Annotated in this window: 3 protein-coding genes; all 3 read left to right on the forward strand. The window is 73.4% G+C overall.

Annotated elements, in window-relative coordinates; genetic code table 11:
* The first annotated feature begins 104 nt into the window (after positions 1-104).
* From ACQEV2_RS32525 to ACQEV2_RS32535, 3 genes are read left to right on the forward strand one after another with little or no spacing between them, the layout of a single operon-like run.
* Positions 105-8255 (forward strand): amino acid adenylation domain-containing protein, encoded by an 8151-nt coding sequence (locus tag ACQEV2_RS32525; protein ID WP_433049474.1) that lies wholly within the window; start codon positions 105-107, stop codon positions 8253-8255.
* Positions 8252-12889, forward strand: coding sequence for an amino acid adenylation domain-containing protein (locus tag ACQEV2_RS32530; RefSeq protein WP_433049477.1), 4638 nt, complete (start codon positions 8252-8254; stop codon positions 12887-12889). The genes ACQEV2_RS32525 and ACQEV2_RS32530 overlap by 4 nt, the downstream gene beginning before the upstream one ends.
* Positions 12890-12918: 29 nt before the next feature.
* Positions 12919-26940 (forward strand): amino acid adenylation domain-containing protein, encoded by a 14022-nt coding sequence (locus tag ACQEV2_RS32535; RefSeq protein WP_433049480.1) that lies wholly within the window; start codon positions 12919-12921, stop codon positions 26938-26940.
* Positions 26941-26942 lie beyond the last annotated feature (2 nt).

Below are 26942 nucleotides of genomic sequence, written 5' to 3' on the forward strand. Positions count from 1 at the left end.
TTGGGGGCGTTGCCGAACCGCACACCGTTCCGTCCGGGCCCGAAGACCGTCCCCCCGACCCACACCCACGAGACACGCACCGCCGCGCCGCTGAAGGGAGAGCGATGAGCAACGAAGCGGATTCCACCCTGTCCTTGTCCGAGAGCCAGGAGGGGATCTGGCTGGCCCAGCGCATCGAGAGCTCGCGCGGCTTCTACACCATCGGCCAGCACGTCGAGATCCTCGGGCCGCTGCACACCGGAGCCTTCGAGGACGCGCTGCGCAGGGCCGTCGAGGAGACCGAGATCCTGCGCGTGCGGTTCGTGGAGGAACCCGGCGGCGGTGTGTCCCAGCTCGTCGGCCCGGTACCGGAGTGGACCCTGACGACGGTCGACCTCACCGCGCACGAGGACCCGTGGTCCGCCGCCGAGGCATGGATACGCGCGGAGCTGCGCCGGACGGCACACTCCGCCGACAGCGGGCTGTTCGCGTACGCGCTGCTCGCCCTCGCACCCGGCCGGCACGTCTGGTACCAGCGTTACAACCACCTCCTGATGGACGGTTTCGGCTGCTCGCTCATGGCACGCCGCGTCGCCGAGCTGTACACGGCGGAGCTGCGCGGAGAGCAGGCCCGGCCCGCGGCCCACGCACCGCTGCGGGAGTTGCTGGCGCAGGAGTCGGCGTACCGCGCGTCCGAGGAGTACACGCAGGACCGCCGCTACTGGCACGACCACTTCGCCGACCGGCCGGAACTGGCGGCCATCCCGGGCCACCGCCCCGCCGCCCCCGACGGTCCCGTGCTTGCCTCCGGTCACCTGCCGCCGCCCGCCGTGCGCGCCCTGCACCAGGCCGCGGCCCGCGCCAAGGTGAGCTGGCCCCGGCTGGTCGTCGCGGCGGTGGGCGCGTTCACCTGCCGGATGACGGGCGCCGACGAGGCCGTACTGAGCCTGCCGGTCGCCGCACGCCTGACGGCCACGGGCCGGCGCACCCCCTGCACGATGGCGAACGTCCTGCCCTTCCGGCTGCCCGCCACCCCGGCCATGAGCCTCGACGACCTGGCCCGCGCGGCCGGACCCGAGACCGCCGGCCTGCTCAAGCACCAGCAGTTCCGCGGCGAGCGACTGCGCCGCGAACTGGCCTGGCCGGACGGCGGCCGCTGGCACTTCGGCCCCTTCGTCAACATCCTGCCCCTCGGGGAGAACCTACGCTTCGGCGACTGCCGGGGCATCGTCCGGGACCTGTCGAACCGCCGCGTCGAGGAGCTGAGCGTGGTGGTGGGCGGCTGGTCCGACGACCAGGGCATGGCCGTCTCCCTGGAGGCCAACCCCGCGCAGTACGACCAGGACTGGGTGCAGGGGAGCCACCGATCCCTGGTGGGCTTCCTGGAACGCCTCGTGGCGGACCCGGCCACGCCGATCGGCCGCATCGACGCGGCGGCCGGCTCCCGCCCCGCCGTCGCGGCCGGCCCACGGTTCGTCGCCGCGGCCAGTGCCGAGCCCATCGTCTCACCGGCGCCCGAACCTGCCGTGTCCCGGCCGTCCGACCGTGCAGTGTCCCGGACGCCCGAGCCTGCCGTGTCTCCGGCGCCCGACCCTGCCGCGTCCAGGGCTGCAGAGCCCGTCGCCTCCCCGGCGCCCCAGCCGCTGCGGGCGCCACTGGTACCGGAGCTGATCGCCGGTCAGGCGCTGCGCCGCTCCGACGCTGTGGCCCTCACCGACGGCGTGGGCTCCCTGACGTACGGCGAGATGTGGCGCAGGTCGGGGCAGGTTGCCCGGCATCTGGTGGGCGCGGGCGTGGCGCGTGGTGATCGGGTCGCCGTGGTGATGGAGCGGTCCGCGGACCTGGTGGTGGCGCTGCTCGGCGTGTGGCGGGCCGGGGCCGCCTACGTTCCCGTGGACGCCGGCCACCCGGCCGAACGCGTGGCGAGGGTCCTCAGCGACTGCGCCGCATCCGTGGTGGTGTGCGCCCGTACGACGCGGGCGACGGTGCCGGAGAGCGGCGCCCGGGTGGTGATGCTCGACGGCCCTGCCACCACCGGGGAGCCGGCCGCCGACGACGGCGCTCCCCTCACCCCGGCCGGCCCGCACGACATGGCCTACGTGATGTACACCTCGGGGTCGACGGGCGCGCCGAAGGGCGTGGCCGTACCGCATGCCGGCGTGGCCGCGCTGGTCGGCGAGCGCGGCTGGCGCATGGCCCCCGGCGACGCGGTGCTGATGCACGCGCCGCACGCCTTCGACGCCTCCCTGTACGAGGTGTGGGTTCCGCTGGCCGCGGGCGCCCGAGTGGTCGTCGCCGAGCCGGGACCCGTCGATGCGCACCGTGTGCGCGCGTACGTGTCCGCGGGCGTCACGCGGCTGCATCTGACGGCGGGCACGTTCCGGGTCGTCGCCGACCAGGATCCGGAGAGCCTTACCGGGCTGCGCGAGGTGCTGACGGGCGGCGACGTCGTGCCCGCCGCCTCGGTCGCCCGGGTGCGGGAGGCCTGCCCGGACGTGACGATGCGCCATCTGTACGGGCCCACCGAGACCACCCTGTGCGCGACCTGGCACCTGGTCCCGCCGGGTGAGGCGACAGGCCCGGTGCTGCCCATAGGACGCGCCCTTCCGGGGCGGCACACCTTCGTGCTCGACGCCTTCCTGCGACCTGTGGAGCCGGGCCTCGTCGGGGAGTTGTACGTCGCAGGAGCAGGGCTTGCGCGCGGCTACTGGGGACAACCCGGCCTGTCGGCGGAGCGGTTCGTGGCCTGTCCGTTCGTGCCGGGTGGGCGGATGTACCGGACGGGCGACCTCGTGCGGTGGACGGACGACGGTGCGCTGGTGTTCGTGGGGCGTGCGGACGCGCAGGTGAAGATCCGTGGGTTCCGGGTGGAGCTGGGCGAGGTGGAGGCGGCTCTCGCCGCGCATCCGTCGGTGGCCCAGGCCGTGGCCGCCGTACGCGAGGACACCCCGGGCGAACGCCGTCTCGTCGGCTACGTCGTGCCCGAGCGCCCGGACGGCGTGGACGCCGACGCCGTACGCGCCCACGTCGCCGGACTGCTGCCCGAACCGATGGTGCCGGCCGCGGTGTGCGCCCTGGACGCCCTGCCCGTCACCCGCAACGGCAAGATCGACCGCGCGGCCCTGCCCGCGCCGGACTTCGCGGGCAAGGTCACAGGGCGCGCCCCCCGGACACCCGCCGAGGCCGCGCTGTGCGAGCTCTTCGCCGCCGTACTGAAACTTGACGAGGTCGGCGCCGACGACAGCTTCTTCGCCCTGGGCGGCGACTCGATCATGGCGATGCAACTGGCCGCGCAGGCACGCCGCGCGGGCGTACTCTGCACCGCGCAGGAGGTGTTCGAGAACGAGACACCGGCGGCCCTGGCGACTGTGGCCACGTTCACCGAAGCGGCGCCGCCAACAGGCCACGAGGAGACCGGCGACCCGGACACCGCACTGCTCCTGACGGACCTGGCACCCGACGAACTCGCCCGGCTGCGTGCCGAGCGGCCCGGCCTCGTGGACGTCTGGCCGCTCTCACCGCTCCAGGAAGGCATGCTCTTCCACGCGACGTTCGACCACGCCGGCCCCGACGTGTACGCGAGCCAGCGCGTCCTCGCCCTCGACGGGCCCCTGGACGTGGCGCGGCTGCGCGCATCCTGGCAGGTCCTCCTCGACCGCCACCCTGTGCTGCGCGCCTCCTTCGCCCAGCGCGCCTCCGGCGAACAGGTGCTGGCCATCGCACGGGACGTGCCACTGCCCTGGCGTGCGGCCGACGTGTCGGCGCTGCCCGGACCCGCGGCGGAGGCCGAGGCCGCACGGCTCGCCGAGGCGGAGAAGGCCGAACGGTTCGACCTCGCCGCGGCCCCGCTGCTGCGGCTGCTCCTGATCCGGCTCGACGACCACCGGCACCACCAGGTCATCACCAGCCATCACACCCTCCTCGACGGCTGGTCCATGTCGGTCGTCTTCGACGAGCTGGCCGAGGTGTACGCCGCCGGCGGCGACGGGCGAACGCTGCCCGCCGCGACCTCGTACCGCGCCTACCTGGCCTGGCTGGCCCGGCAGGACCGGGAGTCGGCACGCCGCGCCTGGCGGTCGGCGCTCGCGGGAGCCGGGGAGCCCACGCTGGTGGTGCCCGAGGAGGCCGTCCGGGCACCGGTCGTGCCCCGCCCCGTGTCGTTCGAGTTCAGCGCCGAACTCACGGACGCCGTCGGCACGTTGGCGCGCGACCGGGGCGTGACGGTCAACACCGTGCTCCAGGCCGCGTGGGCGCTGGTCCTCGCCCGGCTCGTGGGACGCACGGACGTCGTCTTCGGCACGACGGTGGCCGGCCGCCACGCCGACCTGCCGGGCATCGAGTCGATCGTCGGACCGTTCATCAACACCGTGCCCGTCCGCGCCGCCCTGGCGCCGGACCGGCCGGTCGCCGGGCTCCTGACCGACCTGCGGGAACACCACGTCTCCCTCATGCCGCACCAGCACATGGGCCTGCAGGAGATCCGCAGGACCGCCGGCGACGGCGCGGTCTTCGACACCCTCGTCGTGTTCGAGAACCTGCCCGAGACACCGGCCGCGTCCGGCGCCCCGGAGACCGGGCTGACCATGCGGCCCGTCGGTGAGCCCCAGGACCGGGGCCACTACCCGCTGGCGCTGATCGTGGTGCCCGACGAGCGGCTGCGCGGACACCTCGTCGGCCGCCCGGACGTGATCGCACCCGAACGCGTCGCCGAACTGGTCCGGCAACTCACGCGGGTCCTGGAACAGATGACGGCCGACCCGGCACAGCCGCTGGGACGCGTCGCCGTCCTGGGCACCGGCGAGCGGGCACTCGCCCTGGCGCGCGCCCGGGCGGAGGAGGAGACCGGCCCGTCCGGCACCCAGGACGACACCCTGGTGCCCGACGCCTTCACGCGCCGGGCCGTCGAAGCGGCCACCGACGTGGCCCTGGACGCGGACGGACGGACCCTCACCTATGCCGAGCTGGCCGCCGGATCGGCCCGCCTCGCCCGGTATCTCATCGGCGCGGACGTCGGGCCGGAGTGCCGGGTCGCCGTCCTGGCCGACCGCTCCGTCGAGCTGATCGTGGCGCTGCTGGCCGTGTCGCTGGCGGGCGGCGTCCACGTACCGCTCGACCCCGGCCATCCCCCGGCGCGGCTGCGCCTGATGCTCGACGACGTCGCTCCGCCGGTCGTGGTGTGCACCCGCGCGACCCGGGACGCCGTACCACCTCAGTACCCGGGCCACGTCGTGGTCCTCGACGACCCCGGCACGGCCCGGGCGATCGCCGGGCACGCCGACGGCCCCGTGACCGACCGGGACCGCGGGGCACCGCTGCGGGCGGCGCACGCCGCCTACACGATCTACACGTCCGGTTCGACCGGCACGCCCAAGGGCGTGGTCGTCCCGCACGGCGCCCTGCGCAACCTCGTCACCGATCACGCCCGGCGCTATGCGATGGACGCCTCCAGCCGGGTCCTGCAACTCGTCTCGCCCAGCTTCGACGTGTCGATGGCGGACATCTGGCCGGTGCTGTGCGCGGGCGGGCGCCTCGTGCTCGCCCCGCCCGCACGGCGGCACGCGACCGGGGAAGAGCTCGTACGCCTGATGCGCGCCGCCCGAGTGACCCACGTGGCGATGACCCCGACGATGCTCGCGCAGCTCCCGCCCACGCATCTGCCCGCCCTGCGCGTGCTGATCATCGGCGGCGAGGCCGCGCCCGACGACCTGCGGCGCCGCTGGACGGTCACCGGCCGTGACGTGCACAGCGAGTACGGGGTCACCGAGGCGGCGGTCACCTCGACGGTGAGCCGCCCGCTGCACGCCGAGGACCCGCCCACGACGGGCCGCCCGATCGCCCGCACCGCCGCGTACGTGCTGGACGGCTTCCTGCAGCCGGTGGGCCCCGACACGGTCGGCGAGCTGTATCTCGCCGGGGCCGGTCTGGCCCGCGGCTACCTGAACCGGCCCGGACCGACCGCCCAGCGGTTCGTGGCCTGCCCGTTCGCACCCGGCGAGCGCATGTACCGCACCGGCGACCTCGTACGCCGCACCCGCGCCGGAGACCTCGTCCACGAGGGGCGGGCCGACGCACAGGTGAAGGTGCGCGGGTTCCGCGTGGAGCCCGGCGAGATCGAGGCGGTGCTCGCCGCACACCCCGGCGTCGGCCGCGCCGTGGTGGCACTGCGGAGGGACGGCAGGGGCGAGGGGCGCCTGGTCGGGTACGTGACCCCGGCCCCGGACGCCGCCACCCCCGCGCCGTCCGAACGACGGCTCCTGGACGGCGAGTCGGTCCGCGAGGCCGTCGCCGGCATCCTGCCCGCCGCCATGGTGCCCGCGGCGGTCGTGGTGCTGGGCACCCTGCCGGTCACGCCGAACGGCAAGACCGACCTCACGGCCCTGCCCGCCCCCGACTTCGCCGAACGCGCCGTGGGGCGTGCTCCCGAGGGCGCGGCGGAGGAGACCCTGTGCGCCCTGTTCGCCGAGGTGCTCGGCCTGGAACGGGTCGGCGCCGACGACAACTTCTTCCGCCTCGGCGGCGACTCCATCACCTCCATGCAACTGGTCAGCCGTGCGCGCGGGGCCGGCGTGTCCTTCACCGCACAGGACGTCTTCGAGCGCCCGACGGCGGCGGACCTGGCACCCGTCGCCCGGCTCGGCACCGGCCACGAGCCCGCCTGGGACATCGGCGTGGGCGAGGTGCCGTGGACACCGGTGATGCGGGCCCTCGGCGAACGCGTCACCGGCGCGGGCTTCGCCCAGTGGGTGACCCTCGGCGCACCGGCGGCACTGGGCACCGAGACACTGACGGCAGGCCTGCGCGCCCTGCTCGACACCCACGACATGCTGCGCGCCCGCACCGACGGAACGGGGCCGCACACGCGCCTCGTCGTCCGCGAGAAGGGCGCGGTGTCCGCGGCGGAACTGGTCACCAGGACCGACGCGACCCAGGTGGCCGAGCCGGACTTGGACGAGGCCGCGGACCGGGCCGCACGCGACGCGGTACGGCGCCTGGACCCGTCGTCCGGCGTCATGGTCCGGGCGGTGTGGCTGGACGCCGGGCCCGCACGCACCGGCCGACTGGTCCTGGCCGTGCACCACTTGGCCGTGGACGGCGTCTCCTGGCGGATCCTCGTGCCCGATCTACGGGCCGCCTGCGAGGCCGCCGCGTCCGGCCGCGAGCCCACCCTGGACCCCGTGGGGACGTCGTTCCGGCGCTGGGCCAGCCTGCTCGCCGGACACGCCAGCGAGCCGGCACGCACCACCGAACTCGAGGGCTGGGGCGCCGTGGTGGCACATGCGGAACCCCCCTTGGGCAGGCGGAACCTCGACCCGCTCCGGGACACCGCGGCCACCGTGCGCCGCGCGAGGTGGACCGTGCCCGCGCGGCAGGCCCGCACCCTGGTCGGCGAGACCCCGCTCCTGTTCCACTGCGGCGTCCACGAGATACTCCTGTCCACCCTGGCGGGCGCGGTCCGCCTCGTCCGCCCCCACCCCACCGCCGACCCGACCGCGGACGCGGCACGGCACCCCGGCGACGGGACCGGCATCGTCCTCGTCGACGTGGAAGGCCACGGACGCCACTCGCTCGGCGGCGCGGACCTCCTGCGCACCGTGGGCTGGTTCACCAGCGTGCACCCCGTACGCCTCGACCTCGCACACGTCGACCTCGACCAGGCACGGACCGGCGGACCGGCCGTCGGCGACCTCCTCAAAACGGTCAAGGAGCAGGCCCGGGCGATACCCGGCGACGGCCTCGGCTACGGCCTGCTGCGCCACCTCGGCCCCGAGACCGCCCCCATCCTGGCCGCACTGCCCAGCCCCCAGGTCGGCTTCAACTACCTGGGCCGCTTCTCCACCGCCCCCAGCGGCGGGGCCGTGGACCCCTGGCAGCTGGCCGGAGCGACACCCATCGGCGGCTCGGCCGCCCCCGACCTGCCCGCGGCCCACACCGTCGAAGCCTCGGCCGCCGTCCGCGACACCCCCGACGGACCCGAGATCGGCCTCACGCTCAGCTGGCCCGGCGCGGTCCTCGACGAGGCGACGGCCGACCGGCTCGGCCGGACCTGGCTGGACCTGCTCACCGCCCTGGCCGGCCACACCGCGGACCCCACCGCGGGCGGACACACCCCGTCCGACTTCTCCCTCGTCGACCTCGCCCAGGACGAAGTCGAGGAGTTCGAGGCGATCGCGGCACAGCTGGCCGGGCCCGGCGGCCCGCCCGGCCCGCTCGAAGGACTTGAAGAAATCCAGGGATTCGAAGGACTCGAAGGACTCGAAGGAGGACGGTCGCTGTGAAGGCTCCCACGGCCGGTCAAGGATCCGCTGCCCAGAGGTCCGCCCTCGCGGAGGTATGGCCGCTGTCGCCGCTGCAGCAGGGCCTGCTCTTCCACGCCGACTTCGACGGGCAGGACCACCCCGACATCTACACCGTGCAGTCCGTCCTGTCCGTCGACGGCCCGCTGGACGCGGCCCTGCTGCGGGCATCGTGGCAGGCGCTCATCGCCCGCCACCCCGCCCTCCGGGCGAGCTTCCACCGGCGCGCCTCCGGCGAAGCCGTACAGCTCGTCATGCGGCAGGTGACACTGCCGTGGACCGAGGCCGACCTGTCGGACCACACGGAGACCGCCGCGCATGCCGAGCTGGACCGCCTCGTGCGCGGCGAGCGGGCCCGACGGATCGACCCGGCGGTCGCGCCCCTGCTGCGTCTGCTCCTCGTACGCCTCGGAACGGGCCGTCATCGCCTCGTCCTGACGAGCCATCACATCCTGCTCGACGGCTGGTCCCTGCCCGTCCTGCTGGACGAACTCGCCACGATCTACGAGGCGAACGGCGACACGTCGTCCCTCGCCCCTGTCACCTCCTACCGCGACTACCTGGCGTGGCTGGCCCGCCAGGACAAGGACGCCGCCCAAGCCGCCTGGTGCACCGAACTCGCCGGCACCGAGGAGCCCACGCTGGTCGCCGCGGCGACGACCTCGACCCCCGGCACCGCGACACCGACGCGGCGGTCCGTCCACCTCTCCACGGAGGCGACCGCCGCACTCACCGACCTGGCACGCACCCACGGCCTCACCCTGAACACCGTCGTCCAGGGCGTCTGGGCGCTGGTGCTGGCCCGGCTGACCGGCCGCACGGACGTCGTGTTCGGCGCGACCGTGGCCGGCCGCCCACCGGAACTCCCGGGGGCCGAGTCCGCGATCGGCCTGTTCATCAACACGGTTCCCGTGCGGGTGCGCCTCGACGGTGCGCAGCCGGTGCTGCGGATGCTCACCGAACTCCAAGAGCACCACACCGCACTGATGCCCCATCAGCACCTCGGCCTCGCGGACATCCAGAACGCGGCCGGCCCCGGAGCGACCTTCGACACGCTCCTCGTCTACGAGAACTACCCGCGCACCGCCAAACAGCCGCCCGCCCCCGACACCGTCACCTTCGCCTCCGTGGAGGCCCGCCAGGCCACGCACTACCCCCTGTCGATCGGCATCGCCCCCGACGAGCGCCTCCGCATCGACGTGACCTACCACCCCGACCTCGTCGACGAGCAGCTCGGCGAGGCACTGGGCGGCGTCCTCGCGCGGGTTCTGGAGCAACTGGTCGAGGATCCGTCGGCGCTGGTGGGCCGGATGGGTGTGCTGACCGGTCCCGAGCGCGGTCTGGTGCTGGAGGGCTGGGGGGCTACGGCGGGTGGGGTTCCGGCTGGATTGGTGCCGGAGATGATCGCCGAGCGGGTGCGGGTGTCGGCGGGTGCGGTGGCGTTGGTGGAGGGTGATCGGTCGCTTTCGTATGGGGAGTTGTGGGCGGCGTCGGGGCGTGTGGCGTCGTATCTGGCGGGTGTCGGGGTGGGGCGTGGGGATCGGGTCGCGGTGGTGATGGAGCGGTCCGCGGATCTGGTCGTGGCGTTGCTGGGGGTGTGGCGTGCGGGGGCGGCCTACGTGCCTGTGGACGCCGGCTCTCCGGCTGAGCGGGTGTCGCTGGTGTTGGCGGATTGTGCGCCGGCGGTGGTGGTGTGCTCGGAGGCGACGCGGGCGGTGGTGCCGGACGGCGCTGATGTGCGGGTCGTGGTCGCGGACGCGCCCGGTGTCGTGGGCGAGTTGGCCGCATGTGGGGATGCGCCCGCGGTGCGCGTCGGTCCGGCTGATGTGGCGTACGTGATGTACACGTCGGGGTCGACGGGGGTGCCGAAGGGTGTGGCGGTGCCGCACGGGAGTGCGGCGGCGCTGGTCGGTGAGCGTGAGTGGCATGTGGGCCCGGATGACGCGGTGTTGATGCATGCGCCGCATGCGTTTGATGTGTCGTTGTTCGAGTTGTGGGTGCCGTTGGCCGCTGGTGCGCGGGTGGTGATCGCCGAGCCTGGTGTGGTGGATGCCGGGAAGATCGAGGCATACGTGGCCGAGGGTGTGAGCTCGGTTCATGTGACGGCGGGGTCGTTCCGGGTGCTGGCGGGGGAGGCGCCGGGGTGTTTCGCGGGGTTGCGTGAGGTGTTGACGGGCGGGGATGTGGTGCCCGCCACGTCGGTGGCTCGGGTGCGGGAGGCGTGCCCGGAGGTGGCGGTACGGCACCTGTACGGCCCCACCGAGACCACCCTGTGCGCGACCTGGCGGATCTGGCGTCCGGGCGAGGCCGTGGGCTCGGTCCTGCCCATCGGACGTCCGCTGCCCTGTCGGCAGGTGTACGTGCTGGACGCCTTCCTGCAGCCGGTGCCGCCGGGCGTGACCGGTAAGCTGTATGTGGCCGGTGAGGGGCTGGCGCTGGGGTACTGGGCGCAGCCGGGTCTGTCGGCGGAGCGGTTCGTGGCGTGTCCGTTCGTGCCGGGTGAGCGGATGTACCGGACGGGTGATCTGGTCCGGTGGACGGATGAGGGCACGCTGGAGTTCGTCGGCCGTGCGGATGCGCAGGTGAAGATCCGTGGGTTCCGGGTGGAGCTGGGCGAGGTGGAGGCGGCGCTTGCGGCGCACCCCTCGGTGGCCCAGGCCGTTGTGACGGCTCCGCAGGAACGGCCGGGTGAACGGCGGCTGATCGGATACGTGGTGACCGACGGGTCGGCGGTGGACGGCCGGCAGGTGCGGGAGTACGTGGCACGGGTGTTGCCGGACTACTTGGTGCCGGCCGTGGTGGTGGTGCTGGACGCCTTGCCGGTGACGCGTCACGGCAAGGTGGATCGTGCGGCGTTGCCGGCGCCGGATTTCGCGGGCCGGGTCTCCGGGCGCGAGCCGCGTAACAGCGTGGAGGAGACCTTGTGTGCGCTGTACGCGGAGTTGCTGGGGTTGGAGCGGGTCGGGGTCGACGACAGCTTCTTCGAGCTGGGTGGCGACTCGATCATGTCGATGCAGTTGGTGGCGCGGGCTCAGCGTGCGGGTCTGGTGCTGAAGGTGCAGGACGTCTTCGAGTACGAGACGCCTGCGGGTCTTGCGGCGGTGGTCGGTGCGGTGCGGGACGGTCGTGTCGAGGTGGACGCGGGTGTGGGTGTGGTGCCGTGGACGCCGGTGATGCGGGCGTTGGGGGAGCATGCGGCTGCCCCGGAGTTCGCGCAGTGGGCGGTGGTGGGTGCGCCGCCCGGGCTGGGGGTGGAGGTACTGGCGGCCGGGCTGGGCGCCGTACTGGACACGCACGCGGTGCTGCGGGCGCGGGTGGGCGAGGCATCGACTCTGGTGGTCGGCGAGCCCGGCTCAGTGGATGCGCGGGCTCTCGTGGCCCTGGTGGATGCACGGGATGTGGCGGCCGGTGATCTGGACGAGGTTGCGGGCCGGGTCGCGCGTGCGGCGGTGCGGCGGTTGGATCCGTCGGCCGGTGTGATGGTGCAGGCGGTGTGGGTGAATGCCGGTCCGGACCGGGTGGGCCGACTGGTGCTGGTCGTGCATCACCTGGTCGTGGACGGCGTCTCGTGGCGGATCCTCCTGCCTGACCTCCAGGCCGCCTGCGAGGCGGTCGCCGCGGGCCGGGCACCCGAACTCGACCCGGTTTCGACGTCGTTCAAGCAGTGGGCCAGCCTCCTGACCGACCAGGCCACCCAGGACAGCCGGGTCTCCGAGCTGGAGCAATGGACCGACCAGCTCGGTGCGCCCGAACCGCCGTTGGGAACAGGCGAGTTCGACCCGGAGCGCCACACAGTGGCGACTCTGGTCCACCGCACGTGGACCGTGCCCTCGGCTCAGGCGCAGACGCTTGTCGGGGTGGCGCCGGCGCTCTTCCACTGCGGTGTGCACGAGGTGCTGCTCGCCGCGCTGGCGGGTGCCGTGTCGCGTTGGCGGCCGAAGACCGAGGGTGGGGTGCTCGTCGACGTGGAGGGGCACGGCCGTGAACCCGTTGCGGGTACGGATCTGTCGCGTACGGTCGGCTGGTTCACCAGCAGTCACCCGGTGCGCCTGGACGTCACCGGCGTAGACCTGGACGAGGTTCTGGAGGGTGGTGCGGCGGCAGGACTGCTGCTGAAGGCGGTCAAGGAGCAGGTGCGGTCAGTACCCGGCGGCGACGGCCTGGGATACGGCCTGCTGCGCTACCTCAACCCGCAGACGAGCACGGTCCTGTCCGAACTGCCCGCCGCCCAGATCGGCTTCAACTACCTGGGCCGTTTCACCACGGGAGCCTCCACCGAGACGGTGATCCCCTGGCAGCTGAGCGGGGCGAACGCGATCGGCGGCTCGGCCGCACCGCGTATGCCCGCCCTGCACACCCTGGAGGCGGGGGCCGTCGTACACGACGGGGCTCACGGGTGCGAGCTGAAGCTCACGTTGAGCCGGCCGGTGACCGTCCTGGACGAGCCGACGGTCGAGGACCTGGCCCGGGCATGGCTGGCCCTGCTCGCCGGACTCGCCGCGCACGCGACCAGCCCCGCGGCGGGCGGCCACACGTCGTCCGACTTCCCGCTCGTCGACCTGGCGCAGGACGAAGTGGACGAGCTCGAAGCCGGATTCACCGGCGGCCTCTCCTGACCGGACACCACGCCTTGAGGAGTGAAGCGATGACCCGATCCGCAGTCGAGGACGTGTGGCCCCTGTCTCCGCTCCAGGAGGGGCTGTTGTTCCATGCCTCCTTCGACGACGAGGGACCCGACGTCTACCAGGGGCAGCGGCTGCTCGACCTGACCGGACCGCTGGACGCGGGACGGCTGCGGACGGCGTGGGAGGCGCTCCTGGCCCGTCACCCGGCGCTGCGTGCGGGCTTCCGGCGACGCAAGTCGGGAGAGGCGATGCAGGTCATCGCCCGGGACGTCGTACTGCCGTGGCGTGAAGCCGATCTCTCCGGGCTCCCCGAGGCCGAAAGGGCGGCCGCCCTGGACAAACTGGCCGAGGCCGAGCGGGCGGAGCGGTTCCAGCTCGCGGTTCCGCCGCTGCTGCGGCTACTGCTGATCAAGCTGGGGGACAGGCGGCACCGCCTGGTGCTCACCAGCCATCACGTCCTCATGGACGGCTGGTCCCTGCCCGTGCTGCTGAGGGAAATGAGGGCGCTGTACGCGGCCGACGGCGACTCCGGCGTCCTGCCGGCGCCCGTCTCGTATCGGGACTACCTGGTGTGGCTCGGCCGTCAGGACAAGGAGGCCGCGCGCGACGTATGGCGGCAGGAACTCGCGGGCGCGGAAGAACCGACCCTGGTCGCTCCGGCTGCCCCGGGAAGGGCTCCGGTGGCGCCGGAGATCCTCATCCGCGAGGTATCCGCACGCCTGGCCGAGGACGTGACCGCCTACGCCCGTCGGCACGGCCTGACGGTGAACACGGTGGTGCAGGGCGCCTGGGCGCTGGTGCTGGCCCGGCTGGCCGGCCGTACGGACGTGGTGTTCGGTGCGACCGTGGCGGGCCGCCCGGCGGAGCTGCCGGGCGTGGAGTCGATGGTCGGCCTGTTCATCAACACGGTTCCCGTGCGGGTGCGCCTCGACGGTGCGCAGCCGGTGGTGCGGATGCTCGCCGAACTCCAGGACAACCAGAAGAACCTGATCGGCCATCAGCACCTCGGCCTGTCCGAGATCCAGCAACTCACCGGGCCCGGAGCCACCTTCGACACGCTCCTCGTCTACGAGAACTACCCGCGCACTCCAGCCCGGGCATCGGACGAGGACAGCTTCGGCCTGCGGGTCATCGCCGGTGAGGAGACAGCCCACTACCCCTACACCCTCGTCGTGTCCCCGGGCACTCCCATGCGCTGCAAGCTCGACTACCGACCGGACCTGTTCGACAGGGACACCGCCGAGTCGGTGCTCACCAGGTTCTTCGCGGTACTTGAGCAGGTGGTGGGGGATCCGACGGTGCTGGTGGGCCGGGTGGGTCTGCTGGGTCCCGCGGAACGCGCGGCTGTGCTGGGCGGATCGAGTGCGGCGGCGAGCGGGGTACGGGACGGTTCCGTGCCGGAGATGATCGCCGAGCGGGTGCGGGTTTCGGCGGGTGCGGTGGCGTTGGTGGAGGGTGATCGGTCGCTTTCGTATGGGGAGTTGTGGGCGGCGTCGGGGCGTGTGGCGTCGTATCTGGCGGGTGTCGGGGTGGGGCGTGGGGATCGGGTCGCGGTGGTGATGGAGCGGTCCGCGGATCTGGTCGTGGCGTTGCTGGGGGTGTGGCGTGCGGGGGCGGCCTACGTGCCTGTGGACGCCGGCTCTCCGGCTGAGCGGGTGTCGCTGGTGTTGGCGGATTGTGCGCCGGCGGTGGTGGTGTGCTCGGAGGCGACGCGGGCGGTGGTGCCGGAGGGTGTCGCAGCACGGGTTGTGGTGGTGGACGAGCCCGTGACGGCGGCCGAGGTGGCAGAGCGCCCCGACGGCTGCCGGGTGCCGGTGGCTGCGGGTGATGTGGCGTACGTGATGTACACGTCGGGGTCGACGGGGGTGCCGAAGGGTGTGGCGGTGCCGCACGGCAGCGCGGCGGCGCTGGTGGGTGAGCGTGAGTGGCATGTGGGTCCGGATGACGCGGTGTTGATGCATGCGCCGCATGCGTTTGATGTGTCGTTGTTCGAGTTGTGGGTGCCGTTGGCCGCTGGTGCGCGGGTGGTGATCGCCGAGCCTGGTGTGGTGGATGCCGGGAAGATCGAGGCATACGTGGCCGAGGGTGTGAGCTCGGTTCATGTGACGGCGGGGTCGTTCCGGGTGCTGGCGGGGGAGGCGCCGGGGTGTTTCGCGGGGTTGCGTGAGGTGTTGACGGGCGGGGACGTGGTGCCCGCCACGTCGGTGGCTCGGGTGCGGGAGGCGTGCCCGGAGGTGGCGGTACGGCACCTGTACGGCCCCACCGAGACCACCCTGTGCGCGACCTGGCACCTGATGCGGCCCGAGGACCGCGTCGGCTCACCGTTGCCGATCGGGCGTCGGCTGCCCATGCGGCGGACCTATGTTCTCGATGCCTTCCTGCAGCCGGTGCCGCCCGGGGTGACCGGTGAGTTGTACATCGCCGGGGCCGGCCTCGCGCTCGGCTACTGGGCGCAGCCGGGTCTGTCGGCGGAGCGGTTCGTGGCGTGTCCGTTCGTGCCGGGTGGGCGGATGTACCGGACGGGTGATCTGGTCCGGTGGACGGATGAGGGCACGCTGGAGTTCGTCGGCCGTGCGGATGCGCAGGTGAAGATCCGTGGGTTCCGGGTGGAACTGGGCGAGGTGGAGGCGGCCCTCGCCGCGCACCCCTCGGTGGCCCAGGCCGTGGTGACCGTACGGGAGGACACTCCGGGCGAACGCCGTCTCGTCGGCTACGTCGTGCCCGAGGACCCGGACCGCGTGGAGACCGACGACGTGCGCGCCCACGCCGCTCTGCGGCTGCCGGACTACATGGTCCCTGCCGCCGTCCTCGCGCTGGATGCCTTGCCGGTGACGCGTCACGGCAAGGTGGATCGTGCGGCGTTGCCGGCGCCGGATTTCGCGGGCCGGGTCTCCGGGCGCGAGCCGGAGACGGAGGCGGAGGCGGTCCTGTGCCGGGTGTTCGCGGAGTTGCTGGGGTTGGAGCGGGTCGGGGTCGACGACAGCTTCTTCGAGCTGGGTGGCGACTCGATCATGTCGATGCAGTTGGTGGCGCGGGCTCAGCGTGCGGGTCTGGTGCTGAAGGTGCAGGACGTCTTCGAGTACGAGACGCCTGCGGGTCTTGCGGCGGTGGTCGGTGCGGTGCGGGACGGTCGTGTCGAGGTGGACGCGGGTGTGGGTGTGGTGCCGTGGACGCCGGTGATGCGGGCGTTGGGGGAGCATGCGGCTGCCCCGGAGTTCGCGCAGTGGGCGGTGGTGGGTGCGCCGCCCGGGCTGGGGGTGGAGGTACTGGCGGCCGGGCTGGGCGCCGTACTGGACACGCACGCGGTGTTGCGAGCGCGGGTGGGTGAGCAATCCACCTTGGTGGTCGATGACCCCGGTTCGGTGGATGCGCGGACGCGGATCGTGCGGGTGGACGCAGGGGATACGACGGCGGCCGGTGATCTGAACGAGGTTGCGGGCCGGGTCGCGCGTGCGGCGGTGCGGCGGTTGGATCCGTCGGCCGGTGTGATGGTGCAGGCGGTGTGGGTGGACGCCGGGCCGGAACGGGTGGGCCGACTGGTGCTGGTCGTGCATCACCTGGTCGTGGACGGCGTCTCATGGCGGATCCTGCTGCCTGACCTGCAAGCCGCCTGCGAAGCCGTATCCGAGGGCCAGACACCCGAACTCGACCCCGTTTCAACATCGTTCAAGCAGTGGGCCAACCTCCTCACCGGCCAGGCCACCCAGGACAGCCGAGTCGCAGAGTCGGACGCCTGGGCAGAACTGTCGCGGGTCCCCGATGTCCTGCTGGGCAACCGGGAGTTGGACCCGGCGCTGGACACGGCCGGGACCATGACGCACCGGTCGTGGACCGTCCCCGCGCAGGACGCGGCCCAGTTGGTGAATGCGGCGCCGGCGCTCTTCCACTGCGGTGTGCACGAGGTGCTGCTGGCGGGACTGGCCGGAGCACTGGCGTGCCGGCGCCCGGAGACCGCGGGTGGGGTGCTCGTCGACGTCGAGGGGCACGGCCGTGAGCCTGTCGCCGGTACGGATCTGTCGCGCACAGTCGGCTGGTTCACCAGCAGCCACCCATTACGCCTGGACGTCACCGGCGTAGAACTGGACGAGGTTCTGGAGGGTGGTGCGGCGGCCGGACTGCTGCTGAAGGCGGTCAAGGAGCAGGTGCGGTCAGTACCCGGCGGCGACGGCCTGGGATACGGTCTGCTGCGCTACCTCAACCCGCAGACGAGCACGGTCCTGTCCGAACTGCCCGCCGCCCAGATCGGCTTCAACTACCTGGGCCGTTTCACCGCAGGCCGCCAGTCGGCCACCGGCGTGGAGGCCTGGCAGCTGAGCGGGCAGACCGCGATAGGCGGCTCGGTCGCACCGCAGACGCCCGCCCTGCACACCCTGGAAGCGGCCGCGACCGTTCAGGACCGCGCCGACGGACCGGAGTTGACCCTCACGCTCAGCTGGCCGGGCGGCCTGCTCGACGAGGCGGCGGCGCAGGAGCTGGGCGAGGCCTGGACACGCGTGCTGAGCGCGCTGGCCGCGCACACGAGCAGCCCTGCAGCGGGCGGCCACACCCCCTCCGACTTCCCTCTCGTCCGCCTCACCCCGCACAGCGTGGCGGAACTGGAAGCCCGGGTGCCCGACCTGGCCGACATCTGGCCGCTGTCACCGCTGCACGAAGGCATGCTCTTCCACGCCGCGTTCGACGACGAGGGACCGGACGTCTACCAGACACAGCGCCTGCTGGCCCTCGACGGCCCACTCGACGCGGCACGCCTGCGCGCGTCGTGGGAGGCGGTCCTTGCCCGGCATCCGGCCTTGCGGGCCGGCTTCCACGAGCCGGCCTCCGGCGGCGCGGTCCAGGTCGTCGCGCGGAACGTGGCACTCCCGTGGCACGAGGCCGACCTCTCCGGACTTCCGGAGTCCGACGCCCTGGCCGAGGCCGAGCGGCTGGCCCGGCGCGACCTGACGCGGCGCTTCGACCTGACGCAGCCACCGCTTCTGCGTCTGCTGCTGGTCCGCCTGGGCGACAACCGGCATCGCCTCGCCATCACCTGCCACCACATCCTCCTGGACGGCTGGTCGATGCCGGTCGTCCTCAACGAGGTGTCCGCCGTCTACGCGGACGGCCGTGACACCCCGGCCCTGAAGCGGGCGGCTTCCTACCGGGACTACCTGGTGTGGCTCGGCCGGCAGGACAAGGAGGCCGCGCGCGCCGCATGGCAGCGGGAACTGGCCGGTGCGGACGAGCCGACGCTGGTCGCCCCCGCCGCCGCGGGCAGCTCGCCGGTGACGTCGGACGTGGTCTGGGAGGAGTGGTCCCGGGAGCGAACCGCGGAGCTCACCGAGTGGGCGCGCTCGCGGGGCCTGACCGTGAACACCGTGGTGCAGGGTGCGTGGGCGCTGGTGCTGGCCCGGCTGGCCGGCCGTACGGATGTCGTCTTCGGCGGCACGGTGGCGGGCCGCCCTGCCGAGCTGCCGGGCGTGGAGTCGATGGTCGGCCTGTTCATCAACACCCTTCCCGTGCGCGTACGACTCGACGCCGACCAGCCCGTGGTGCGGATGCTCACCGACCTCCAGGAACGGCAGGCGGCACTGATCACCCATCAGCACCTCGGTCTGCCCGGCATCCAGCAACTCGTCGGGCCCGGCGCGACGTTCGACACCATGCTCATGTTCGAGAACTATCCGCGCGGCTCCGTCGCCCTCTCCGGTTCCGACCGGTCGGCCGACGAGGTGACGATCACCCGGCTGCACACCGTGGCGGGCACCCACTACCCACTGGCTGTGGGCGTCGTCCCCACCGACCGGCTCCGCGTGGTGGTGACCTACCGACCGGACCTGTTCGACCGGGAGCAGGCCGGTCTGATCGCCCGGCGCGTGGTGTGGGTTCTGGAGGAGATGCTGCGGAACCCGCTCGCGCCGCTGGGCCGGGTGGGGGTGCTGGGCGCGGCGGAGCGTGCGGCCGTGCTGGGCGGATCGAGTGCGGCGGCGAGCGGCGCTTTGAACGGTCCCGTGTCTGCCGTGCTTTCCGTGCTTTCCGTGCCGGAGATGATCGCCGAGCGGGCGCGGGTGTCGCCGGGTGCGGTGGCGCTGAAGGAGGGCAACCGGGCGCTGTCGTACGGGGAGTTGTGGGCGGCCTCGGGGCGGGTGGCGTCGTATCTGGCGGGTTTCGGGGTGCGCCGCGGTGACCGTGTCGCGGTGGTGATGGACCGGTCCATCGAGGTGGCGGTCGTGCTGCTGGGAGTGTGGCGTGCGGGGGCGGCGTACGTGCCCGTGGACGCCGGGTCTCCGGTGGAGCGGATCTCGCTGGTGTTGGCGGATTGCGCGCCGGCGGTGGTGGTGTGCTCGGAGGCGACGCGTGCGGTGGTGCCGGAGGGGATCGCGGCACGGGTCGTGTCCGTGGACGAGCCCGGTGTCGTGGGCGAGTTGGCCGCCTGCGGGGACGCGCCGACGGTGCGTGTCGGTCCGGCCGATGTGGCGTACGTGATGTACACGTCGGGGTCGACCGGGGTCCCGAAAGGCGTGGCGGTGCCGCACGGCAGCGCGGCCGCGCTGGTCGGTGAGCGTGAGTGGCATGTGGGCCCCGACGACGCGGTGCTCATGTACGCGCCGCACGCCTTCGACGCGTCCATGTACGAGTTGTGGGTGCCGTTGGCCGCGGGCGGCCGGGTGGTGATCGCCGAGCCCGGCATCCTGGACGGCCGGCAGATGCAGGCATACGTGGCCGACGGCGTGACGGCCGCCTTCGTCACGGCGGGCCTGTTCCGGGCCCTGGCCGAGGAGGCGCCGGAGTGCTTCGCGGGCCTGCGCGAGGTGCTGAGCGGCGGCGACGTGGTGCCGGCCGCGTCGGTCGCCCGGGTGCGGCAGTCCTGCCCGGACGTGGCGGTCCGCAACTGCTACGGGCCGACCGAGGTGACCATGTGCGTGACCTGGCACCAGGTGCGCCCCGACGAGCCGCTGGGCTCCGTGCTGCCCATCGGCGGGCCGATGCCGGGCCGCCGTACCTATGTGCTGGACCCCTTCCTCCAACCGGTGCCGACGGGCGTGACCGGTGAGCTCTACGCAGGCGGTGAGGGGCTGGCTCTCGGGTATTGGGCACAGCCGGGTCTGACGGCGGAGCGGTTCGTGGCGTGTCCCTTCGTGCCGGGTGAGCGGATGTACCGGACGGGCGACCTCGTGCGGTGGACGGAGGACGGCACGCTGGAGTTCGTCGGCCGTGCGGATGCGCAGGTGAAGATCCGTGGTTTCCGGGTGGAGCTGGGCGAGGTGGAGGCGGCCCTCGCCGCGCATCCCTCCGTGGCCCAGGCGGTGGTGACGGCGCGGACCGATCACACGGGAGAGCTCCGCCTGACCGGATACGTCATCCCCGACGGCCCGAACGCCGTGGACCCCGACCAGGTGCGCGCGCACGCCGCCACACGGCTGCCCGACTACATGGTCCCCACCGCCGTCCTCGCACTCGACGCCTTCCCCGTGACAAGGAACGGGAAGCTCGACCGCGCGGCCCTGCCCGCCCCCGAAGCCGCTGAGAAGGCCACCGGACGCCAACCGCGGACGGAGGCGGAGGCGGTTCTGTGCCGGGTGTTCGCGGAGTTGCTGGGGCTGGAGCGGGTCGGGGTCGACGACAGCTTCTTCGAGCTGGGCGGCGACTCGATCATGTCGATGCAGCTGGTGGCACGCGCCCGGCGTGCGGGTCTGGTGCTGAAGGTGCAGGACGTCTTCGCCCAGGCGACCCCGGCAGGGCTTGCGGCACTGGCGGCGACGGCTAACGACGACGCCGGCGCGGTCGAGGCCGACGCGGGTGTGGGTGTGGTGCCGTGGACGCCGGTGATGCGGGCGCTGGGGGAGCATGCGGCTTCCCCGGAGTTCGCGCAGTGGGCGGTGGTGGGTGCGCCGCCCGGGCTGGGGGTGGAGGTGCTGGCGGCCGGTCTGGGCGCCGTATTGGACACGCACGCGGTGTTGCGAGCGCGGGTGGGTGAGCAATCCACCTTGGTGGTCGATGACCCCGGTTCGGTGGATGCGCGGACGCGAATCGTGCGGGTCGACGCTGCGGATACGGCGGTGGATGACCTGGACGAGGTTGCGGGGCGGGCTGCGCGTGAGGCGGTGCGGCGGTTGGATCCGTCGGCCGGTGTGATGGTGCAGGCGGTGTGGGTGGACGCCGGTCCGGACCGGGTGGGACGCCTGGTGCTGGTCGTACATCACCTGGTCGTGGACGGCGTCTCGTGGCGGATCCTGCTGCCGGACCTGGAGGCCGCCTGCGAGGCCGTAGCCGCGGGCCGGACACCCGAACTCGACCCGGTGACAACGTCGTTCCTGGGCTGGGCCGGGCTGCTGGCGGAACGAGCGGCCGATCCGGCACTGACCGGTCAACCGGACGCCTGGGCCGAGCTGATGCGCGTGCCCGAAGTTTCTTTCGGGAAGCGGGAGTTGGACCCGGCGCTCGACACCGCTGCCACCATGACGCAACGGTCCTGGACCCTTCCGGCACGGGCAGCCGCCCAGCTCGTGAATGCGGCGCCGGCGCTCTTCCACTGCGGGGTGCACGAGGTGCTGCTGGCGGGACTGGCGGGTGCGGTGGCCCGTTGGCGGCCGGAGACCGCGGGCGGCGTGCTCGTCGACGTCGAGGGGCACGGCCGTGAGCCTCTTGCCGGTACGGATCTGTCGCGCACGGTCGGCTGGTTCACCAGCAGTCACCCGGTGCGCCTGGACGTCACCGGAGTGGACCTGGACGAGGTCCTGGACGGTGATGCGGCGGCCGGTGCCCTGCTGAAGACGGCCAAGGAGCAGGCGCGGTCGGTGCCCGGCGATGACGGCCTGGGATACGGGCTGCTGCGGTACCTCAACCCGCAGAGCAGCGAGGTCCTGTCTCGGCTGCCGGCCCCGCAGATCGGCTTCAACTACCTGGGGCGTTTCACCACGGGAGCCTCCACCGAGCAGGTGACGCCCTGGCAGCTGAGCGGCCAGACCGCGATCGGCGGCTCCGCCGGCCCGGACATGCCCGCCCTGCACGCCCTGGAAGCGGCCGCGACCGTCCAGGACACCCCGGACGGCCCGGCCCTGACCGTCACGCTCAGCTGGCCGGCGACGCTCCTGGACGAAACGGCGGCGGAGGGCCTGGGCCGGATCTGGCGGGAGACCCTCGTCGGCCTCGCGACCCACGTCTCGCCGACCGCGCCGCTCGGCGACACGGCGGTCGGCGGGCACACCCCCTCCGACTTCCCCCTCCTCGATCTGACCCAGCGGAGTGTGGAGGAACTGGAAGCCCGGGTGCCCGGCCTGGTGGACGTCTGGCCGCTGTCGCCGCTGCAGCAGGGGCTGCTGTTCCACGCGGCATACGACGACCAGGGCCCCGACCTCTACGAAGGGCAGCGCATCCTGGCCCTGGACGGGCCCCTGGACGTGGAGCGGCTGCGCGCGTCCTGGCGGGCCCTGCTGCACCGGCATCCGATCCTGCGGGCGAGCTTCCACCAACTGGACTCCGGCGGGGCGGTCCAGGTCGTCGCCCGGGATGTGGAACTCCCCTGGCACGAGGCCGACTTCACGGGGCTGTCCGAGGCCGAGGCGCAGGCCGGGCTCGACCGGCTGGTGCGGGACGAGCGGTCGCGCCGCCTCGACGTGACGCAGGCCCCGCTGCTGCGCCTGACCCTCGTCCGGCTCGGCGAGCACCGGCACGTCCAGATCGTCACCAGCCACCACATCGTCACCGACGGCTGGTCCCTGCCCGTCCTCATCGGCGAGGTGTCCGCGATCTACGCAGCCGGAGGCGACGCCCGGGCGCTGCCCCCGGCGACCTCCTACCGGGAGTACCTGGCCTGGCTCGGCACGCAGGACAAGGAAGCGGCGCGGGATGCCTGGCGGACCGAGTTCGCGGGAGCGGACGGGCCGACGCTCGTCGCACCGGAGGAACAGGGCAGGGTGCCCACGGTCCCGGCCCGGGTGGCCTTCGAGTTTCCGGAGGAACTCACCGCAGCGGTGGCCGAGTTGGCGCGCGATCGCGGGCTCACCGTGAACACCGTGGTGCAGGGTGCCTGGGCCCTGCTGCTGGCCCGGCTCGCCGGACGGACCGACGTGGTGTTCGGCGCGACGGTCGCGGGGCGGCCGGCCGAGCTGCCACGCGTGGAGTCCATGGTCGGGCTCTTCATCAACACGCTGCCGGTGCGGGTGCGGCTGGGCGGTGACCGGCCGGTCGTCGACCTCCTCGAGGACCTCCAGCGGCGGCAGGTCGCGCTGATGGCGCACCAGCACATCGGTATGCCCGAGATCAGGCAGCTCGCCGGTCCGGGCGCGGTCTTCGACGCGCTCTTCGTGTACGAGAACTACCCCCGCCCCCGCCTGGCCGAGCCCTCGCCCGACACTCTGGTCATCCGCCCCGGGGGCAGGCCGGAGGACACCGGCCACTATCCGCTCACCCTGATCGCGGTGCCGGGGGACCGGCTGCACGGTGAACTCATCTACCGGCCCGAGGTGTTCGGGCACGACTGGGCGGAACAGGTGACGGCCTCGCTCGGGCACGTCCTCGAACAGCTGACGGCGGATCCGCAGGCCCCGGTCGCGCGCATCGGCGTACTGAGCCCGGCCCGGCGCGAGCTCGTGGTGGACACGTGGAGCGGCACGCATGAGCCGGTCGAGGCCGCCCCGCTGCCGGAACTGCTCCGGCGTCAGGTACGGCGCTCGCCGGACGCGGTGGCCTTGGTGTCGCGTGGCAACGCGACGGCCGCCGAATCCGCTACGGCCGACCCGGGCGCTCCGGGCGACCTCGACGCCGGCCACCGGACCCTGACGTACACGGAGCTGGAGACGGACGCCGGCCGCCTGGCCCGCCACCTCGTCGACGCGGGAGTGGGGCCGGAGGCCCGCGTCGCCGTGCTGGTGCCCCGCTCGGCGGCGATGGTCGTGTCCGTGCTCGCCGTGTCCATGGCGGGCGGGGCCTTCGTCCCGGTGGACGCCGGGCACCCGGCGGACCGGGTGGCGTTCCTGCTGCGGGACGCCGACCCGGCGGCCGTGGTGTGCACGCGGCGGACCCGGGGCGCGGTGCCCGACGGGTTCCGGGGACGGATCGTCGTACTCGACGACCCGGACGTCACCGCGGGCGTGGCCCGCCGTGCGGGCGGCCCCCTCGACGACAGGGAGCGGCGCGCGGCCCTGCGCCCGGAGCACGCCGCGTACGTGATCTACACCTCCGGGTCGACCGGCACCCCGAAGGGCGTGGTCGTCACCCACACGGGACTCGCCCACCTCGCCCGGGCGCAGATCGAGCGGTTCGCGGTGCGACCGGACGCACGGGTCCTGCAGTTCGCCTCGCCGAGCTTCGACGCCGCCGTGTCCGAACTGTGCATGGCCCTGCTGTCCGGCGCCGCGCTCGTGGTGCCGGACCAGGACGGGCTGCCGCCGCGGGTGACGCTCGCCGAGGCCGTGCGGGAGTGGGGCGCCACCCATGTCACCGTGCCCCCCGGCGTGCTCGCGACCGAGGAGCGCCTGCCCGCCTCCCTCAGGACGCTGGTGGTGGCCGGCGAGGCCTGTCCGCCGGCGCTCGTGGACCGGTGGGCCGCCGACCGGCGGATGGTGAACGCGTACGGCCCCACGGAGGTGACCGTGTGCGCGGCGATGAGCCGACCGCTCGCCCCCGGCGCCGGCACCGTGCCCATCGGCACCCCTCCGCCGAACGTACGCGTCTACGTCCTGGACGCCTTCCTCCAGCCGCTGCCCCCGGGAGCGGTCGGTGAACTGTACGTCGCGGGCCCGGGGCTGGCCCGCGGTTACGGCGGGCGGCCCGGCCAGACCGCCGAACGCTTCGTCGCCTGCCCCTTCGCGGCCGGCACACGCATGTACCGCACCGGGGACCTCGTCCGCTGGAACGACACCGGTGAACTGGTCTTCGTGGGCCGCGCGGACGGCCAGGTGAAGGTGCGCGGGCACCGCATCGAACCCGCGGAGGTGGAGAGCGCCCTGACCGCGCACCCCGCGGTCGCGCAGGCCGTGGTGGTGGCCCGCGAGGACCGCCCGGGCGAACAGCGTCTCGTCGCCTACGTCGTCCCGCGGGCGCCCGGGGCGGAAGGCGGGGCCTTCGGTTCCGGGCCGGGCGGTTCCGGGCAGAACGTGCCGTGGTCCGACGAACTCGCCGCCGCCGTACGGGACTTCGCCGCCGCGCGGCTGCCGGAGTACATGCTGCCGACCGCCTTCGTGCCGCTCGGCGACCTGCCCCGCACCGCGAACGGGAAGCTCGACCGCACCGCGCTGCCCGCCCCGGACTTCGCCGGAAGGGCGCGGGGACGCGAGCCGCGTACGCCCGCCGAGACCCTCCTGTGCGACCTGTTCGCCGATGTCCTGGGCCTGGACCGGGTCGGAGCCGACGACAGCTTCTTCGAGCTCGGGGGCGACTCCATCTCGTCGATGCAGCTGTCGTCCCGGGCCCGGCAGGCCGGACTGGTGGTGACGCCACGGCAGGTCTTCGAGGAGAAGACCCCCGAACGCCTCGCCGTCGTCGCCGACGCGACCGGCCCGGCCGGACCCGACGCCGAGGACGTCGCGGTCGGCGAGGTGCCGTGGACCCCGGTGATGCGGGAGCTCGGCGAGCGCGTCGTCAGCCCCGGATTCGCGCAGTGGGTGGTCCTCGGGGCCCCGCCGGACCTCACCCACGAGGTCCTCGTGGCCGGCACCGGCGCCCTGCTGACCACACACGCCATGCTGCGGGCCCGGGTCGTCGAGGGCGGCCGGATCGTGGTCGGCGAGGCCGGTTCCGTGGACGCGGAGGCACTCGTCGTCCGTGTCGACGCACGGGACGTGGCCGTGGACGACCTCGATCTGGCCGTGGGCGCGCTCGCGGACACCCTCGACGCGGCCGCGGACGACTTCGATCCGGCCGCGGACGACCTCGACGCGCTCGCGGCCCGTGCCGCACGCGAGGCCGTGGGGCGGCTCGATCCCGCCGCCGGAGTGATGCTCCAGGCGGTGTGGGTGGACGCCGGGCCCGAGCGGAGCGGACGTGTCGTGCTCGCCGTCCATCACCTGGCGGTCGACGGGGTGTCCTGGCGGGTGCTCGTCCCCGACCTCGGCCAGGCGTGCCGGGCGGCGGCGGCCGGACGGGAACCCGTGCTCGACCCGCCGGTCACCTCGTTCCGGCGCTGGGCGAACCTGCTGGCCGAGCAGGCCGTCGCACCCGAACGGACCGCGGAGCTGCCGCAGTGGACGCGGCTTCTCGACGTCGCCGAACCCCTCATCGGGGAGCGCGCCCTGGACCCGGCGGTCGACACGGCGGCGACCGTGCACCACGCCTCGTGGACGGTGCCCGCGCCGCAGGCGGCCACCCTGACCGCCACCACACCCGTCCTGTTCCACTGCGGTGTGCACGAGGTGCTGCTCGCCGCCCTCGCGGCGGCCGTGGCGTCCGGCCGGGCGGACGGCGACCGTGTCCTGCTGGTCGATGTCGAGGGCCACGGCCGGGAACCGGTCGACGGCGTGGACCTGTCCCGCACGGTGGGCTGGTTCACCCGTACCCACCCGGTGCGCCTCGACCTGAGCGGCATCGACCTGAACGACGCCCGCACCGGAGGCCCGTCGAGCGGATCCCTGCTGAAGGCGGTGAAGGAACAGGCGCGGACGGTACCCGGCGACGGGCTCGGCCACGGACTGCTGCGGCATCTCAACCCGGACACCGGACCGTCCCTGGCCGCCCTGCCGGCGCCCCAGATCGGCTTCAACTACCTCGGACGCTTCACCGCGGGAAACCGCCAAGGAGCGCCCGCCGACTGGCAGTTGACCGGTGAGATCGGCGGCGGTGCCGATCCGGACATGCCGTCCACGCACACGCTGGAGGCCGGTGCCGTCGTGGTGGACACTGCTGACGCACCCGAGCTCACCCTGTCCCTCGGCTGGCCCTCCGGCGTGCTCGACGACGCCGCCGCCCGACGGCTCGGGCAGGCCTGGCTGGACATGCTCCGCGGTCTTGCCGCCCACACCGCCGGCCCCGTCGCCGGTGGGCACACCCCGTCCGACTTCCCCCTCCTGGACCTGGCACAGAGCCAGATCGAGGAACTCGAAGCCGGTTTCGCCGACGACCAGACCTAGCC

Source organism: Streptomyces sp. CA-251387 (assembly GCF_050936625.1).
Lineage (GTDB): Bacteria > Actinomycetota > Actinomycetes > Streptomycetales > Streptomycetaceae > Streptomyces.